General features: G+C 71.4%; 16 protein-coding genes. 13 read left to right on the top strand and 3 right to left on the bottom strand.

What is annotated here, in order from left to right; all coding sequences use genetic code 11:
- Positions 1-58: 58 nt before the first annotated feature.
- Positions 59-751, bottom strand: coding sequence for a GntR family transcriptional regulator (locus FED44_RS08970; protein WP_138460369.1), 693 nt, complete (start codon positions 749-751; stop codon positions 59-61).
- 157 nt (positions 752-908) lie between these two features.
- On the opposite strand from FED44_RS08970, the gene FED44_RS08965 reads away from it, so the two are divergent.
- Together FED44_RS08965 and FED44_RS08960 are read left to right on the top strand one after the other, a co-directional pair.
- A complete protein-coding gene (locus FED44_RS08965; RefSeq protein WP_138460368.1) occupies positions 909-1442 on the top strand; it encodes a YbhB/YbcL family Raf kinase inhibitor-like protein in 534 nt (177 codons plus the stop codon).
- 8 nt (positions 1443-1450) lie between these two features.
- Positions 1451-2143 carry a metal-dependent transcriptional regulator gene (locus tag FED44_RS08960; RefSeq protein WP_138460367.1) on the top strand — a complete coding sequence of 231 codons (693 nt, stop codon included), beginning with the start codon at positions 1451-1453 and terminating at the stop codon, positions 2141-2143.
- A gap of 538 nt (positions 2144-2681) precedes the next feature.
- Here FED44_RS08960 and FED44_RS08950 read toward each other — a convergent pair.
- The gene (locus tag FED44_RS08950) at positions 2682-3149 is read right to left on the bottom strand and encodes a metallopeptidase family protein (RefSeq protein ID WP_111701770.1); all 468 of its coding nucleotides are present in this window, start codon (positions 3147-3149) and stop codon (positions 2682-2684) included.
- Positions 3150-3350: 201 nt separating this feature from the next.
- Between FED44_RS08950 and FED44_RS08945 the strand changes: the two genes are divergently transcribed.
- The 7 genes from FED44_RS08945 to FED44_RS08915 all read left to right on the top strand — a co-directional run bounded on the left by FED44_RS08945 (position 3351) and on the right by FED44_RS08915 (position 10106).
- Entirely contained in the window at positions 3351-3716 is a 366-nt protein-coding gene (locus tag FED44_RS08945; RefSeq protein WP_111701772.1) for a DUF3499 domain-containing protein, read from the top strand.
- Between the two features lie 120 nt (positions 3717-3836).
- Positions 3837-5192, top strand: a complete 1356-nt coding sequence (locus FED44_RS08940; RefSeq protein ID WP_111701774.1) for a phosphomannomutase/phosphoglucomutase — start codon at positions 3837-3839, stop codon at positions 5190-5192.
- 4 nt (positions 5193-5196) lie between these two features.
- On the top strand, positions 5197-5370 hold the full coding sequence (locus FED44_RS08935; RefSeq protein ID WP_111701776.1) for a Trm112 family protein: 174 nt from the start codon (positions 5197-5199) through the stop codon (positions 5368-5370).
- On the top strand, positions 5367-6512 hold the full coding sequence (locus FED44_RS08930; protein WP_111701778.1) for an SIS domain-containing protein: 1146 nt from the start codon (positions 5367-5369) through the stop codon (positions 6510-6512). Before FED44_RS08935 ends, FED44_RS08930 begins: the two co-directional genes overlap by 4 nt.
- 43 nt (positions 6513-6555) lie before the next feature.
- Positions 6556-7497, top strand: coding sequence for a cation diffusion facilitator family transporter (locus FED44_RS08925; protein WP_111701780.1), 942 nt, complete (start codon positions 6556-6558; stop codon positions 7495-7497).
- A 133-nt stretch (positions 7498-7630) separates the two neighbouring features.
- Complete coding sequence (locus FED44_RS08920; protein WP_111701782.1) at positions 7631-8227, top strand: DUF6230 family protein; 597 nt, start codon at positions 7631-7633, stop codon at positions 8225-8227.
- 34 nt (positions 8228-8261) lie between these two features.
- Entirely contained in the window at positions 8262-10106 is a 1845-nt protein-coding gene (locus tag FED44_RS08915) for a DUF6114 domain-containing protein (RefSeq protein ID WP_138460366.1), read from the top strand.
- 58 nt (positions 10107-10164) lie between these two features.
- Here FED44_RS08915 and FED44_RS08910 read toward each other — a convergent pair whose 3' ends face one another.
- Positions 10165-10497, bottom strand: a complete 333-nt coding sequence (locus tag FED44_RS08910) for a MerR family transcriptional regulator (protein ID WP_111701805.1) — start codon at positions 10495-10497, stop codon at positions 10165-10167.
- Positions 10498-10668: 171 nt separating this feature from the next.
- Between FED44_RS08910 and ahcY the strand changes: the two genes are divergently transcribed.
- The 4 genes from ahcY to FED44_RS08890 all read left to right on the top strand — a co-directional run bounded on the left by ahcY (position 10669) and on the right by FED44_RS08890 (position 16421).
- The gene (gene ahcY / locus FED44_RS08905) at positions 10669-12096 is read left to right on the top strand and encodes an adenosylhomocysteinase (protein ID WP_111701786.1); all 1428 of its coding nucleotides are present in this window, start codon (positions 10669-10671) and stop codon (positions 12094-12096) included.
- Between the two features lie 125 nt (positions 12097-12221).
- Positions 12222-13451: an adenosylhomocysteinase gene (locus tag FED44_RS08900; RefSeq protein ID WP_138460603.1), complete on the top strand. Its 1230-nt coding sequence runs from the start codon at positions 12222-12224 to the stop codon at positions 13449-13451.
- 80 nt (positions 13452-13531) lie between these two features.
- Positions 13532-14830, top strand: coding sequence for a TIGR04013 family B12-binding domain/radical SAM domain-containing protein (locus tag FED44_RS08895; RefSeq protein ID WP_138460365.1), 1299 nt, complete (start codon positions 13532-13534; stop codon positions 14828-14830).
- Positions 14831-14954: 124 nt separating this feature from the next.
- Positions 14955-16421: a pentapeptide repeat-containing protein gene (locus tag FED44_RS08890; RefSeq protein WP_138460364.1), complete on the top strand. Its 1467-nt coding sequence runs from the start codon at positions 14955-14957 to the stop codon at positions 16419-16421.
- The last annotated feature ends 61 nt before the right edge of the window (positions 16422-16482 follow it).

Raw genomic sequence — 16482 nt, 5'->3', positions numbered from 1 at the left:
TTCGACTTCATCGAAGGGTTCTACAACCCCCGCCGCCGCCATTCGACCCTGGGCATGCTCAGCCCTGCCGCTGGGTACAGCCGGTCAGTGCGGCCGCGGTCAGGGTGAGGTGCTGGGCCAGCACCTCGGCCGCGGTGTCGGCGTCGCGGGCCAGCGCCGCCTCCTCCAGGCGGCGGTGCTCGCCGAGGGCGTCCCGGTTCGGGTTGCGCTGCGCCGCCCAGCGGCGAGCGAGCTCGCTCGCGGTCCACATCCGGTCGAACGTCTCCAGTAGGACGGGGTTGCCGCAGCCCTCCAGCAGGGTGCGGTGGAAGACGCGGTGGGCTTCGGACCATGCGCTGCTGTAGTGCTCGCCCTCCTCGGGCACGAACGCCGGGGTGCGGGCCAGACGGTGGTGAGCGGCTCGTACGCGGGCCTCCCAGTCGACGTCGCCTCGCTCGATGGACATGCGCAGCACGACCGGTTCGATGGTCCTGCGGGCTTCCGCGATCTCCTGCCAGCGGCGGTCGGAGAAGGCCGGGACGGCGAAGCCGCGGTTGGGCAGCCGGTCGGCGAGGCCCTCGCCGACCACCCGTACGAGCGCCTCGCGCACGACGGCCAGGCTCACGCCTTGTTCCTTGGCGAGGCCCTGCGGTTTGAGAGCGTCACCGGGGGCGTAGTCCCCGCGCATGATCGCATCCCGCAGGTACGCGTAGACCTGCTCGGAGAGCATCTGCTTCCCCGACGAGTTCGGGGGGTGGACCGTCTGGGTCATGCGGTCATCATAGAGGATTCGATAGATAATCGATTTTTCGTGTTAGAGTCGATTCGCTGGTCGGCAAGAGGCGACGGCGATGCCTCTACGCAAACCGCGGGCTCTCCGCCGACCGCAGCACCGCCAGCCCGCAGCACGGCCTGAAAGGAACGACGCGATGAGCGCCAACGACCCCTTCGCCCGCCTCCCCGAGGCGGCCTCCTTCACCGTCACCAGCACCACCGTCACCGACGGCGCCGCCTGGGGGCGCGAGCAGTTCTCCTCCGGCGTCCCCGGCGGGAAGGACATCTCCCCGCAGCTGTCCTGGAGCGGCGCCCCGGAGGGCACCAAGAGCTACGCCGTCACCGTCTACGATCCCGACGCCCCCACCGGGTCCGGCTTCTGGCACTGGGCGGTCGCCGACATCCCCGCCGCCGTCACCGAACTGCCCGAGGGCGCCGGCGACGACACCGGCTCTGGCCTGCCCGAGGGTGCCTTCCAACTGCCCAACGACGTCCGCGCGGCCCGCTTCATCGGCGCCGCCCCGCCGGCCGGGCACGGCCCGCACCGCTACTTCGTCGTGGTGCACGCCCTCGACATCGAATCGATCGGCGTCCCGGCCGACGCCACCCCGGCCCTCCTCGGCTTCACCATGGCCGGCCACACCCTCGGCCGCGCGGTGCTGACCGCCACCGCCGAAACCCCCGCCTGACGAACAGCATGTCCGGACTCATCGACACCACAGAGATGTATCTGCGCACCATCCTGGAGTTCGAGGAGGAAGGCGTGATCCCCATGCGTGCCCGCATCGCCGAGCGCCTGAACCAGCGTGGCCCCACCGTCAGCCAGACCGTCGCCCGCATGGAACGCGACGGTCTGCTGCACGTCGCCGGCGACAGGCACCTGGAGCTGACGGAGGAGGGCCGGCGGATCGCCACGCGCGTGATGCGCAAGCACCGGCTCGCGGAGTGCCTGCTCGTCGACGTGATCGGGCTGGACTGGGAGCAGGTCCACGCCGAAGCCTGCCGCTGGGAGCACGTCATGAGCGAGGCCGTCGAACGCCGCGTCTTCGAACTGCTGCGACACCCGGCGGAGTCGCCCTACGGCAACCCGATCCCGGGCTTGGAGGAGCTCGGCGAGGAGGGCGTCGCGGATCCGTTCCTCGACGACGGCATCGTCAGCCTCAACTGTCTGAAGCCCGGGCCGAACGGCGCGAGTGCGGTCGTACGGCGCATCGGGGAGCCGATTCAGGCCGATCCCCAGCTGATGTACACCCTGCGCCACGCCGGGGTGCGGCCCGGCGCGGTCGTGAGCGTGACGTCGTCACCCGGCCGCGTGATGGTCGGCAGTAGCGGGAAGGCCGCCGAACTCCCCACGCAGACCGCCGCGCACGTCTTCGTGGCCGAGCGCTGAATCCAGCCGGGCGCCGGCCGTTTGCCATGACCCGCGTATGGCCCTCGACCACGATCACGGTCGAGGGCCGTCCTCGTCGCGGCAACCCGCGACGAGGACGGCCCCGCAACGTCACCGCGACCAGAGGCGCGACGCCCAGGTCGCAGACGGTTCTCCCGCGGCTGCGGGCCGGATGAGATCGATGTTGGAATTGTTGGCCAAGGCACCCGATCCGGCTGTGGCGGCCAGGCTCACCATCGGGCAGATCACGACCGTGCTGAAGCGGGCGCGTCGCCGTGGCGACCTTGCCGAGCGGGCCTCGCGGATCGAAGCCGCGTTGCGAACCGAGCATCTGGGGCAACCCGCCGAGGTCACGGCCGCCTACGCCGTTGACGGGTTGTGTAGCCGATCGCCCTGCACCCGGTCACCGCTGAAGTGCACGCCGAAGCCGATCAGGCTGAGGGGCATGCCGACCCTCAATGCCGACCTCAGGGCCGAACCCCGGTGCCGGGTGCCTGTGCCGGTCTCGGGCGGTCTCAGTGGTGGTATCAGCGGTGCGTCAGTGGCGGTCGTCGTAGCCGGGGTCGATCGTCTCCGGCGTGAGGCCCAGCAGGCTCGCCACCTGCTCGACCACCACGTCCAGCACGAGCGTGCCGAGCGTGTCCCGGTCGCGGGCCCGCGCTTCGAGCGGCCTGCGATACAGGACGACGGTCGCGGGGTCGTCCCCGGAGGCAGAGTCCGCCCGTCCCAGCGGGATCGGGTCCGACGACAACCGGGCCGGGCCGTCCACCAGCTCGTCGGCCGGCGGCACCTCCTCGACGGCGAACTCGACGGAAGCGAGCTGGGCGCCCCACCGGGGCTTGAGCCGGTCGACCGCGTCGAGCACCAGGTCGTCGAAACGCTCCCCGCGGGACTTGGCGATGGGAACGTGCGAGGGCGCGAGCGGGCCGCGCATGCCGCGACCGTGCCGGTCGCGCCGGCGTACCCGCCGCCGAGGGTCCGGCCTGTCACCGCTCCGATCGCTCACGGAGTCAGCTTAAGGCGTGACCGGCGTGATCCGAGGGACACCGCCTGAGCACCTTCCGCAGGTACGACGGACTGCGCGGCGTTGTGTCCGCTTTGCCCGACAATCTCATGAGGACTTCTCAGAACGCTGAATTGTGGCGACACGCTCGATAAGAGCGGCGGGGTGGTGGCAATGTGAACGCGGACCGGATACGGTCCCTCCGTGAGCCCCGTCCGCAGCTGTTCCCGTACCGCCTGCAGGCAGCCTGCCGTCTTCACACTCACGTATGTCTACGCCGACTCGACCGCCGTACTCGGCCCTCTGGCGACGTACGTCGAGCCCCATTGCTACGACCTGTGCGCGGAGCACGCGGAACGGCTCACCGCGCCCAGGGGCTGGGAGGTCGTGCGCCTTCCGTCCGAGGCCGCGTCCCCGAGCGGAGACGACCTGGAGGCCCTGGCGAACGCGGTCCGCGAGGCCGCCCGCCCCGCCCCCGCTGCGGGAGAGCCGGTCGGCCAGGCGGTCGAGGTGGGACGCCGGGGCCATCTGCGCGTGCTCAAGTCGGCACAGCCCAATCGGGAGCGCTGAGGAAGCGCGATCAGACCCCGCGCGACGAGATCGCGCGCACCGCGTTGGATCGCCCGTTGTGGGGGCAATCAGGCGCTATAGGCTCAGGTGCGAAGACTTAACGACTTTTAGGGGCGTGCAGTGGCCGACCTCAGCAGAATCTTCAAGGCGTACGACGTGCGCGGTGTGGTGCCCGACGAGCTCGACGAGGAGATCGCGGAGGCCGTAGGGGCGGCGTTCGTGGAGCTGACCGGTGCGACGTCGGTGGTGATGGCTCACGACATGCGCACCTCCTCCGGCCCGCTGGCCGCGGCGTTCGCGCGGGGCGCGACCTCCCGGGGCGCCGACGTCGTCAACGCCGGCCTCGGCTCGACCGACATGCTCTACTACGCCAGCGGCAGCCTGAACCTGCCGGGCGTGATGTTCACCGCGAGCCACAACCCGGCCAAGTACAACGGCATGAAGATGTGCCGCGCCGGAGCCGTTCCCGTGGGCACCGACACCGGGCTGCTGGAGATCCGTGACCGCGCGGCCGAGTTGCTCGACAGCGGGCTGGGCGGCACTCCCGGCGCGGGCACGGTGACGGAACGCAACCTGCTGGAGGGTTACGCCGCCCACCTCAAGACCCTGGTCGACCTGTCGGGCATCCGCCCGCTGAAGGTGGTCGTCGACGCCGGCAACGGGATGGGCGGCTACACGGTCCCCGAGGTATTCAAGGGCCTGCCGATCGAGCTGACCCCGCTCTACTTCGAGCTCGACGGCAGCTTCCCCAACCACGAGGCCAACCCGATCGAGCCGGAGAACCTGCGCGACCTGCAGAAGGCGGTCGTCTCGCAGGGCGCCGACATCGGCATCGCCTTCGACGGCGACGCCGACCGCTGCTGGGTCATCGACGAGCGGGGCGAGTCGGTGCCGCCGTCCACGATCACCGCGCTGGTCGCGGTGCGCGAGCTGGCCAAGGACCCCGGCGCCACGGTCATCCACAACCTGATCACGTCGAAGGGCGTGCCGGAGATCGTCGCCGAGCACGGCGGCAGGCCGGTCCGCACCCGCGTCGGCCACTCGTTCATCAAGGCCGAGATGGCCCGCACCGGCGCGGTCTTCGGCGGCGAGCACTCCGCCCACTACTACTTCCGCGACTTCTGGTTCGCCGACTCCGGCATGCTGGCCGCGCTGCACGTGCTGGCCGCGCTGGGCGAGCAGGACCGGCCGCTCTCGGAGGTGCTCTCGCGCTACTCGCGCTACGCCGCCTCCGGAGAGATCAACAGCAGGGTCGAGGACCAGGCGGCGGCCCTGGCCCGCGTACGGGAGACCTTCGCGGCGCGGGAGGGTGTTACCTTCGACGAGCTGGACGGACTCACCGTCAGCGGTCCGGACTGGTGGTTCAACCTGCGTCCGTCGAACACCGAGCCGCTGCTGCGGCTCAACGCGGAGGCCTCGGACGAGGAGAAGGTCGCCGCCGTCCGCGACGAAGTGCTCGCCGTCGTAAGGAGCTGACGAGTTGAAGATCGACGACTGGCTGCTGGACATCCTCGCGTGCCCGGCGTGCAAGTCCCCCCTCCGCGCGGTGCCGGAGGCGGACGAGCTGGCGTGCTCCTCCGAGTCGTGCGGCCTGGTCTATCCGGTGCGTGACGACATCCCGGTCCTCCTCGTCGACGAGGCCCGCCGGGCATGACCGGCGCCGGTGGGGCCCGGTTCGAGCCCGACCGGCTCGACGACCAGGCGTACCTGGTGGAGGGCGACCCCTCCGGAATGCTCCGCACGGTGGCCTCCTCGGCCGCCGAGGTACGCACGGCGTACCGGGCGGCCGTGGAGAGCGGCCTCGCGCGGATCGGCCGCGACGGACGTCCGCGGGCGATCGTGGTGGCGGGCATGGGCGCGAGCGGGCTCGCCGGCGAGGTGCTCGAAGCGCTGTGCCGGTACGGAGCCCCGGGTCCGGTCGTGACGGTGCGCGGCTACCGGCTGCCCGGCTGGGTCGGCGCCGCCGATCTCGTCGTGGCCGTCTCCCGCTCGGGGACGACCGAGGAGACCGTCGCCGTGACCGCCGAGGCCGTACGGCGCGGCTGCGGGCTCGTCGGCGTGGGCGCGCCTGACACGCCGCTGGCGGCCCTGGTCGCGCGGGCCGGCGGGCCGTACGTGCCGGTCGGCGGGGTGGCCGGGCGGCCCGAGGCGACCCTGTGGTCGCTGATGGTGCCGCCGATCCTCGCGGCGGCGGCGTTCGGGCTGGTCTCGGTGGACGAGGACGAGTTCGAGTCGGTCGCGAGGCGGCTGGAGGACCTCGCGCACCGCTGCCGCCCGTCGAGCGAGTCGTTCATCAACCCCGGCAAGACGCTGGCCATGGAACTGGCCGGCACGGTCCCGGTCGTCTGGGGCACCTCTCCGATGGCCGCGGTGGCGGCCCACCTCCTGGCCGCCCGGCTCGGCGCGTACGCGGGATATCCCGCGATCTGGGGTGAGCTGCCCGAGGCGGCGCACAACCAGATCGGGACGTTCGACGGTCCCCTCGCCGGGCGTGACATCTTCGCCGACCCGTTCGCCGACGAGCCGGGAGGCGGCCCGCGGCTTCGCCTGTTCCTGCTGCGTGACGTGGAGGAACACCCGCAGGTGACCAGGTCCCGCACCGCCGCCGTACGGATGGCCGAGGACCGCGGGGTTCCGGTGTCGGAGATCACGGCCGACGGCGTGCGCCCGCTGGAGCGGCTCGCTGCCCTGGCCGGGTTGGTCGACTACGCGACTGTCTACCTTGCTCTCGGGTACGGGATCGACCCGGCGTCGGTGGCCGTATCCACGGAACTCCGAGCCCGGATTTCCCAATAGGGGCACTAGGATCGCTTCGGCCGGTAGATATGAGGAGTTCAACGTGAGTGCGGGTGGCGGTACCAAGGCGATCCTCGCGGCGCTCGGCGCCAACATGGCGATCGCTGTGGCGAAGTTCGTGGCGTTCCTCTTCACCGGGTCGTCGTCCATGCTCGCCGAGTCGGTCCACTCCGTGGCCGACTCCGGCAACCAGGCGCTGCTGATGCTGGGCGGCAAGCGGGCGGCCAAGCGGAGCACCCGCAAGCACCCGTTCGGCTACGGGCGCGAGCGGTACTTCTACGCGTTCGTCGTGGCGGTGGTGCTGTTCACGATCGGTGCCCTGTTCTCGCTGTACGAGGGCTGGCACAAGATCGCCGACCCGCATCCGGTGGAGTCGCCGCAGTGGGCGTTCGGCGTGCTGATCTTCGCGATCGTCGCCGAGGGGTTCTCGTTCCGCACGGCGATCAGGGAGTCGAGGGAGCACAAGGGCAAGGAGTCCTGGGTGTCCTTCATCCGCCGGGCCAAGGCGCCCGAGCTGCCCGTCGTGCTGCTGGAGGACTTCGGCGCGCTGCTCGGCCTGATCTTCGCGCTGTTCGGCGTCGCGATGGCGGTGATCACCGGCAACGGCATGTGGGACGGCGTGGGCAGCCTCGTGATCGGCCTGCTGCTCGCGGTGATCGCGGTCATCCTGGCCGTCGAGACCAAGTCGCTGCTGATCGGCGAGAGCGCCACTCCCGAGATGGAGAAGAAGATCTGCGCGGCGCTCGAGTCGGCTCCCGAGGTCAGCCGGGTGATCCACCTGCGCACCCTGCACCTCGGCCCCGAGGAGCTGCTGGTCGCCGCCAAGATCGCGGTCGAGCACGACGACACCGCGAGCGAGGTGGCCCGCGGCATCGACGAGGCCGAACGGCGCATCCGCGAGGCCGTGCCGATGGCCCGCGTGATCTACCTGGAGCCGGACCTCTACCGGGCCGACGCCGCCTCGGCGCAGCCCGCCGGCGCGTGATCGTCTTTTCGCCCGGTCACTTTCCCACTGCGCACCGTGATTGAAATGTGATCCTGAGTCACTTCAACCTCTGTGGTACCCATCGGTAACTTTACATAGGCATCCGACCGGTTCCCCCCTCCGGAGGTGACTCATGATTCAGCAGGGACGCGTGCGCTGGAAACGGTTCGCGCTCGTCTTCGTACCCGCGCTCGCGGTCGCCTCCGTGCTCGTCGGCGCGACCGCCCAGGGCGCCATCGGCGCATCGTTCGTGGTCTCGGGCGACACGTTCAAGGTCTCCGCCGACAAGCTGCAGGGCCAGGGCTTCGTGCAGTACGGCAGCGTCACCGAGAACAAGAAGGGCCAGAAGATCCCCGTCGCGGTCTCCGGCATCCGGAAGGCCACCCTGACGAACATGTGCCAGACCGTCTTGATGAAGTCGCCGGTCGGCGCCGTGACGCTCCGGATCACCGCAGGGACCGGCAAGGACCCGGTGACCGCCGAGAACATGATCGTCGACGCCTCGCAGATCCAGGGCAACGCGGTCTTCACCGACATCGAGGCCGGTCGCGACGCCAGCACGCTCGACCAGGTGCCGGAGGCGCAGGGCGCCGCGGGCATGTTCGGCCAGCAGGCGAGCGCGGTCTCCATCGAGAACTTCCGGCAGGTCTCCTGGTCGGTCAACGCGGCGACCTTCAAGCTGCCGGGGCTGAAGCTGACCGTCGAACCCGGCGAGCACGAGTGCTTCTGATGCGGAGGCCGGTCGAATTCCCCGGCGGGCGGCGATGAACGGATCCTGGCGGAGGTCCAGGCCGTTCTGGGGCGGCCTGCTGGTGCTGGCCGCGGGCCTGGAACTGCTGAGCATCCCGTTCGTGACGAAGGCCCTGCCGCTCGTCATCCAGTCGGGCACGGTCGGGGCCACCTACCTCGTCGCGCTCGTGCTGGTCATCCTGGGCCTGATGATCTGGCTCCAGCCCGGCCAGCGGGCCTTCCTCGGCGTGGTCGCCGTGCTGGTCTCGATCGCGTCGTTCGTCTACGCCAACCTGGGCGGCTTCCTGATCGGCATGCTGCTCGGCCTCGTGGGAGGCGCGCTCGCGGTCGCCTGGGCTCCGGGGGAGACGGCCCCCCGCGTCTCCGGAACCGACGCCGAGCCCTCCGGCGCGGCCGCCCCGCCCGCGTCCGCCGGCGGAGAGATCACCTTCACCGCCCGCCGGGTGGTCGGCCGCGACGAGCACCTGCGGCCGGCGGACGTCCAAACCGGCCCACGGACCCAGCCCCAGCCGCCCGTCGCACAGGACGACTCGCGGACCGGCGCGCAGGCCGAAACGAGGACCCAGCCCCAGCCGCCCGCCGCCGAGCCCGGCCCGCGAACCGACACGTCGGCCCGGCCGGGGCTGCCCGACGCACCGCCCACTGCGCCGCCCACCGGCGACGGCCCTCAGGTCCTCGTCGGCCGCGTCCGCCCCGCCTCCGGCCCGGAGGCCGGTGCGGGCAGCGGGTGCTCCGCGGGTTCCTCCTCTCCCGCCGCTGTCCCCGCCGATGACAGGCGGGCGGAGGAAACCAGGGCCCGCTCCGGCCCCGGGCACGTGGGCCCGGACAGCGGTCCAGGCGACAGTGCCTCGGACGGCGACAGCGGTGACGGGGGTGACGAGGGCGCGCGGGTAGGCGACGAGGGGAGCGGGGATCCGGGTGCTGGGCAGGGTCCGGGTCCGGCGGGCAGGGCGCTGGCCATCGCGATGCTGCCCGTCCTCCTGGTGACGGGGACGGGCGTGCCACATGCGGACCCCGGCGTGTCCGCCCAGCGCGGCACCGTCTCCCGCACCGTTCCCGCTGCCGCTCACGGTGCGGTGCCCGCCGCCGCTTACGGCGCTGTTCCCGCTGTCGCCCCCAGGGGCGTACAGAACGCCGTTTCCCGCGCCGCTCCCGCGGCCGCTCGGGGCGCGGTGCCCGAAGCCGGACACCGGGGCGGGTCCGACTCGATTGCTCGCGCGGTGCCGAGCCTGCTTCCCGGTGCCGTGCCCAGCGCCGTCTCCGACGTCGTCCCGGACGTCGTGCCCACGGTCGTGCCCACCGACCTACCGGGAGCCCTGGGATCGGCGAACCCGCTGGCCCCCCTCACCGGGGGGCGGTCCCGCTCGCCCGGCGCGTCGCCGTCCCCGGGCGAGGACGACCAGGAGGGCCAGGGCCCGCCCTCCGGATCCGCGGGCGGTCAGGCGAGGGTGGCGGTCGAGCCCGCCGCCGTCCGCGCCCCCTCCCTCACCATGACCGGCATGAAGTTCACCGGGGTCGTGGAGATGCCCACCGCGACCGGCACGGTCAAGATGCTCCGCTTCACCATGCACAAGGCCGTGCTGGAGCGGCCCGTGCAGACCATGGGCTCGACGACCCTGGTCGGCAGCACCTTCACCTTCGAGGGCAACGTCGTGATCTGCACGACGAAGATGACCGCGAAGCTCCTCGGCGTGCCCCAGCAGTTCACCGCCGAGCACCCGAACATCCTGGTCCGGGCGCTCAAGCTGGTGCCGTCCCTGAACGTCCCGCTGACGATGACCGACGTCGTCAGCGAGCAGCCGTACGTCACGGCCGACTCCCTGCGCGCGGACGATCTGCACCTGGTGGTCGGCGCCTGAGCCGCCGGTACTGAGCCGCCGCCACTGGGCCGCCGCCACTGGGCCGCCGGTGCCGGATTCAGCGGTGCCGCAGCAGCCGCAGGGCCTTCTCCTTCTCGAAGTCCAGCGCCCGGCGCGGCGCCTGGATGCGGCCGATGCGCACGCCGAGGTCCCGTACGGCCTGGGCCACCGCGGGCTCGGACAGCGCCCGGAGCGCGAAGGCCAGTTCCGCCGGCGAGACGTCGAAGCGGCGTTCCAGGTCCACCGCCTGCCGCACCGCCTCGATCTCGTCCGGGCCGAAGCGCCGGTGGGCGCCCCTGTCGCGTACGGGCGGCAGCAGGCCGAGCGCCTCCCGGTAGCGCAGCATGCGGGGGGACATGCCGAGCCGCCGTGCCGCCTCGGTGATGCGCATCATGCCTCCGGTCCACGTTCCCGGACCCCACGCTAGACAGTCCCGGAGCCTTCCGGCACCCGCGGACGACCGAATCTCACATTCTTGTGTCAGGTTTGCGCTCTCGCGTATGCGTCCCGCGTCCCGCGACGCCTAAACTCGCACCGACAGACAACGGAGAGGGACACACTCATGGACTTCAAGGTCGCCGACCTTGCGCTCGCGGAGTTCGGCCGCAAAGAGATCCGCCTCGCGGAGCACGAGATGCCGGGCCTCATGGCGACCCGGGAGGAGTACGCCGCGGCGCAGCCGCTGCGGGGTGCGAAGATCATGGGCTCGCTGCACATGACGATCCAGACCGCCGTGCTGATCGAGACGCTGGTCGCGCTGGGCGCCGACGTCCGCTGGGTGAGCTGCAACATCTTCTCCACCCAGGACCACGCCGCCGCCGCGGTGGTCGTCGGCCCGGACGGCACGGCCGACAACCCCTCCGGCGTCCCGGTCTTCGCCTGGAAGGGCGAGACGCTGGAGGAGTACTGGTGGTGCACCGAGCAGGCGCTCCGCTGGCCCGACGGCTCCGGCCCCAACATGATCCTCGACGACGGCGGCGACGCCACGCTGCTGGTGCACAAGGGCGTGGAGTTCGAGAAGGCCGGCGCGGTCCCGGTCGCCGGTGAGGACGACCCCGAGGAGTGGGCGGTCATCCTCGACACCCTCCGCCGCACGGTCTCCGGGGACAACTGGTGGACCCGCGTCGCCGAGGACATCAAGGGCGTCACCGAGGAGACCACGACCGGCGTGCACCGCCTGTACGAGATGCACAAGACCGGCACGCTCCTCTTCCCGGCCATCAACGTCAACGACTCGGTGACCAAGTCGAAGTTCGACAACAAGTACGGCTGCCGCCACTCGGTGATCGACGGTCTCAACCGCGCCACCGACGTGCTGATCGGCGGCAAGGTCGCCGTGGTCTGCGGGTACGGCGACGTGGGCAAGGGCTGCGCCGACGCGCTGCGCGGCCAGGGCGCCCGGGTCATCGTCACCGAGATCGACCCGATCTGCGCGCTCCAGGCGGCGATGGACGGCTTCCAGGTCACCACCCTGGAGGAGGTCGTCGGCATCGCGGACATCTTCGTCACCTGCACCGGCAACTACGGCATCATCACCGCCGAGCACATGTCCCGGATGAAGCACCAGGCGATCGTGTCCAACATCGGCCACTTCGACAACGAGATCGACATGGCCGGCCTGGGCCGCATCGACGGCATCAAGAGGATCAACATCAAGCCGCAGGTCGACGAGTGGGTGTTCCCCGACGGGCACTCCATCATCGTGCTCGCCGAGGGCAGGCTGATGAACCTCGGCTGCGCCACCGGCCACCCCTCGTTCGTCATGTCGAACTCGTTCACCAACCAGGTCATCGCGCAGATCGAGCTGTTCACGAAGACCGACGAGTACCCGACCGGCGTGTACGTGCTGCCCAAGCACCTCGACGAGAAGGTCGCCCGCCTCCACCTCGACGCGCTCGGCGTGAAGCTGACCACGCTGAGCAAGAAGCAGGCGGAGTACATCGGCGTCGACGTCGAGGGCCCGTACAAGCCGGACCACTACCGCTACTGACGGCGGGGACGGCCGTGGGGGCGCCGCGCCCCCACGGCCCGTACGAAAGCCCGCACGAAGGCTCGCACGAAAGCCTGCACGAGAGCTTGCACGAAAGACGGAGGGCCGGCGTGATCCAGCCGGACATGGCCGAGGCCGGGGAGCGGCGCATCGAGTGGGCGGCCCGGTCGATGCCGGTCCTCCAGGCCATCGGCGCCGGGTTCGGCGCCGACCGGCCGCTCGACGGCCTGCGCATCGCCGCCTGCCTGCACGTGACGGCCGAGACGGCCGTGCTCATGGGGGCGCTGCGGCAGGGCGGAGCCGAGATCGCCCTGGCCGCCTCGAACCCCCTGTCCACGCAGGACGACGTCGCCGCGGCGCTGGGGGAGTACGGCATCGCCGTGCACGCCCGCGCCGGGGTGGACAGGGCGGCCTACTACCGGCACATCAACCAGGCGCTGGACATCGAGCCGCACGTCGTCCTCGACGACGGCTGCGACCTCGTCAACATCCTGCACACCGAGCGGGTCGGGCTTCTCGACGGCGTGATGGGCGGCTGCGAGGAGACCACCACCGGGATCATCCGGCTGCGTCAGATGGCCTCGGAGGGCGCGCTGCGCTTCCCGGTCGTCGCGGTCAACGACACCCGGACGAAGCGGATGTTCGACAACCGCTACGGCACCGGCCAGTCGACGCTCGACGGCATCATGCGCGCCACCAACGTGCTGCTCGCGGGCCGCACCGTCGTCGTCGCGGGCTTCGGTTTCTGCGGCAGGGGAGTCGCGGAGCGGGCCAAGGGCCTCGGCGCGCGGGTCGTCGTCACCGAGATCGACCCGGTCAAGGCCCTCGACGCCGCCCTGCAGGGCTACGACGTACGGCCGATGAGCCTGGCCGCCGAGATCGGCGACGTGTTCGTGACCGTCACCGGCAACCGCGACGTCATCCGCGCCGAGCATCTGGCCGTCATGAAGGACGGCGCCATCCTCGCGAACGCGGGCCACTTCGACGTCGAGATCGACGTGCGGGCACTGGAGGGGATGGCCCGGGAGGTCCGCTTCGGCATCAGGCCCAACACCGACGAGTACGTCCTGGAGGACGGCCGCAGGCTGCTGCTGCTCGCCGAGGGCCGCCTGGTGAACCTGACCGCCGCCGAGGGCCACCCGGCCGCCGTGATGGACATGTCGTTCTCCGCCCAGGCCCTCACCGTGGCCTGGCTGGTCGAGGAGCCGTCCCGGCTGCCGCCCGGCGTCCACGACGTCCCGGCCGGCATCGACGTGGAGGTGGCCCGTCTGAAGCTCGCCGCCGCCGGTATCTCGATCGACGCGCTCACCGCCGAGCAGGAGGAGTATCTCCACTCCTGGCGGCTCGGGTCCTGACCCGCTCCCCGGACCGCCCGCGCCGCCTGGGGCGGGTCGCCCGGGCCCCTCTCAGGGCGCGCCGGCACTACCCTGCCAGGGTGAGTGTGGATGTGTCGGTGGTCGTCCGTTATCGCAAGGCCGTCACGTACGGCGTACACGCGCTGCTCGGCGCGCTGGAGACCGCCAAAGCGGAATGCGATCTGCGGTTCGGCGTCACGGCCGAGGAGACCGCCGCGCACATCGCGGCGAGCACCGCCGATCGTGTCCTGGTGCTGTGGTCGTTCTACTCCCCGGACGCCGAGGCGATGGCCGCCGAACTGGCCGCCGTACGAGCCCTCGCCGACGACCCGCGCGTCCTGCACATCGCGGGGGGCGTCCACGCGACCGCGGAACCACAGCAGGTCATCGACGCAGGCTGGGACCTTGCCGCGATCGGCGAGGGCGAGACGACGATCGTCGCCCTGGTCGAGGCGCTGCGCGCGGACGCGCCGCTCACCACCGTGCCCGGCCTGGCGGTGCGCGACGCGGACGGCATGGCGCTGCGCACGCCGCCGGCGCCGCAGTTGCCGCTGGACGCCTTCCCGTCCTTCCCCGACCGCCGCCGCGCCTTCGGGCCCATCGAGATCACCCGCGGCTGCGCGTACACCTGCCGCTTCTGCCAGACGCCCTTCATGTTCGGGGGCAGGTTCCGGCACCGCGGCGTGGCGAGTGTGCGGGAGCACGTCCGGCGGATGGCCGCGCACGGCCTGCGCGACGTCCGGTTCATCACCCCCACCTCGCTCTCGTACGGCACGCAGGGGCCGGACCCGGCGCTCGACGCCGTGGAGGAGTTGCTGGCGGGCGTGAAGGAGGAACTGCCCGCCGGCGGCCGGGTGTTCTTCGGCAGCTTCCCCTCCGAGATCCGGCCCGAGCACGTCACGCCGGAGGCGATGCGGCTGCTGAAGCGGTACGTGGCGAACGACAACATCATCATCGGCGCGCAGTCGGGCTCCGACCGGGTGCTGGCCGCCGCCGGTCGCGGTCACGGCGCAGAACCGGTCCGCGACGCCGTCCGCATCGCCGCCGAGTTCGGCTTCCGGCCGAACGTCGACTTCATCTTCGGGCTGCCCGGCGAGTCGGCCGAGGACCAGGAGGCGTCTCTGCGGCTGGCCGCCGACCTCGCCGACCTCGGGGCGCGCATCCACACCCACACGTTCATGCCGCTGCCCGGCACGCCGTGGCGGGACGCCGAACCCGCGTTCATCCCGCTGGCCACCATGCGCGAACTGGACCGGCTCGCGCAGCGCGGCGACGCCTACGGGCACTGGCGCAAGCAGGCCGAGCACGCCGCACGGCTGGCCGAGACGGCCAAGGCCTATCCGCGCCGTACCCGGCGCCGTCGCACCACCGACCAGTGACGTACTGACGCGCGGTCGGGACGACTATTCCGGCCGGACGGCCGGGACCGGTCAGGGGCCGCGCCGGTAACGATCAGGTGTTGCATGAGGCAGGGGCGGGCCCGGTGCGGCTGCAATGGGAGGTATGCCGTTACTGCCGCACCGCCGCGCAGCCCGTCCGCTGGACGATCCCGTGCCGGTTCCTCCGGCGTTGCGTCCTCCGCGTGCTGCTGCCTGGTGGATCGTGCTGGCCGTCCTCCTGGTCGGTGCCGCCGTCGGCGGCACCTTGTGGTGGCTGCTGGCCGACCTGGCCCATCAGTCCGCCGGGCAATCCGCTCCCGGGGCCGGTAGCGCACGGGGGGAGATACTGCGTACCGCGCTGGCCGCCGGCGCCGGAGTCGGCGCCGCCATCACCCTCGCGCTGGCCTTCCGGCGGCAGAACCATCAGGAGCTGCACAGCTTCATCACCGCCCGGCACGCCGAGCGGGTGGCCACCGCCACCGAGCACGACGCCGCCGAACGCCGGGTCACCGACCTGTACACCAAGGCCGCCGAACAACTCGGTCACGACAGAGCCGCCGTACGTCTGGCCGGCCTGTACGCCCTGGAGCGTCTCGCGCAGGACAACCCACTCCACCGGCAGACCATCGTCAATGTCATCTGCGCCTATCTACGCATGCCGTACGCCGCGCCGGAATCGGCCTCGGCTCGCGAGAGCGAACGCAAGGCGGCCTTGCTGGCGGCCCGACGCCGCTACCGGGCCGCTCGTCTCGGCGCCCTCGCCGTTCCTGATCACGCACCCCGGCAGGAGACCGACCGGGAAGGCGAACTGCAGGTCCGCCTCACCGCTCAGCGCGTCCTCGCCGAGCACCTGCGTGACGACCGCCCTCTCAGCACCTGGGACGAGTCCCCACCCAGCCCTCGGTACTGGGAGGGCATGCGACTCGACCTGACCGGGGCCACCCTGATCGATTTCGAGCTCACCCGTGCCCGTTTCACCGGCAGTTTCGACGGAGTGACCTTCTCCGGAAGGGCCGGATTCGATTTCGTCACCTTCTCCGGGGACGCCGGATTCGACAGGGTGACCTTCACCGGGGACGCCGATTTCGCTCGGGCGATCTTCTCCGGGGAGGCCAGGTTCGGCGGGGCGGCGTTCTCCGGGGAGGCCAGGTTCGGCGGGGTGACGTTCTCCCGGGCCGCCCGGTTCGACGGGGTGACGTTCTCCGGGGAGGCCAGGTTCGGCGGGGTGATGTTCTCCCGGGCCGCCCGGTTCGACGGGGCGGTCTTCTCTGGGGACGCGAGCTTTTCCGAGGATACGTGGTTTGATTCGGCGGTCTTCTCCGAGGACGCGAAGTTCGACGGCGCGGTCTTCTCCGGAGCCGCGAACTTCGGCGGGGTGGCATTCTCCCGGGGCGCCGCGGCCGACGATCAGACCTTCTTCACGACCTGGCAGAGCGGCGAAGCCTTCTCCGAGGCCACATTCACCGGTGCGAGGGCCACGCCTACGCGCGACCACGTGTGGCCGGACGGGTGGCATCTGGAAGTGGGCCTCGACGGCACCGGATTTCTGATCGCCGACAGCGCGGCTGGAGAACCGAGCGGGAATACCTGATCGCCGACAACACCGAACCAGCCCGGCGCCGCGACCGTGGCGGCCGGGACGACACGGAGGC

The organism is Microbispora triticiradicis (genome assembly GCF_005864065.1).
GTDB classification, from domain to species: Bacteria; Actinomycetota; Actinomycetes; order Streptosporangiales; family Streptosporangiaceae; genus Microbispora; species Microbispora triticiradicis.
This window is presented reverse-complemented; position numbering and strand designations above follow the sequence as displayed.

What these genes read in the sequence shown, in the direction of transcription:
- FED44_RS08970 (WP_138460369.1), bottom strand. Translation starts at nt 751, where the DNA reads ATGACCCAGACGGTCCACCCCCCGAACTCGTCGGGGAAGCAGATGCTC.
- FED44_RS08965 (WP_138460368.1), top strand. Translation starts at nt 909, where the DNA reads ATGAGCGCCAACGACCCCTTCGCCCGCCTCCCCGAGGCGGCCTCCTTC.
- FED44_RS08960 (WP_138460367.1), top strand. Translation starts at nt 1,451, where the DNA reads ATGTCCGGACTCATCGACACCACAGAGATGTATCTGCGCACCATCCTG.
- FED44_RS08930 (WP_111701778.1), top strand. Translation starts at nt 5,367, where the DNA reads ATGACCGGCGCCGGTGGGGCCCGGTTCGAGCCCGACCGGCTCGACGAC.
- FED44_RS08920 (WP_111701782.1), top strand. Translation starts at nt 7,631, where the DNA reads ATGATTCAGCAGGGACGCGTGCGCTGGAAACGGTTCGCGCTCGTCTTC.
- FED44_RS08915 (WP_138460366.1), top strand. Translation starts at nt 8,262, where the DNA reads ATGAACGGATCCTGGCGGAGGTCCAGGCCGTTCTGGGGCGGCCTGCTG.
- FED44_RS08910 (WP_111701805.1), bottom strand. Translation starts at nt 10,497, where the DNA reads ATGCGCATCACCGAGGCGGCACGGCGGCTCGGCATGTCCCCCCGCATG.
- ahcY (WP_111701786.1), top strand. Translation starts at nt 10,669, where the DNA reads ATGGACTTCAAGGTCGCCGACCTTGCGCTCGCGGAGTTCGGCCGCAAA.
- FED44_RS08900 (WP_138460603.1), top strand. Translation starts at nt 12,222, where the DNA reads ATGGCCGAGGCCGGGGAGCGGCGCATCGAGTGGGCGGCCCGGTCGATG.
- FED44_RS08890 (WP_138460364.1), top strand. Translation starts at nt 14,955, where the DNA reads ATGCCGTTACTGCCGCACCGCCGCGCAGCCCGTCCGCTGGACGATCCC.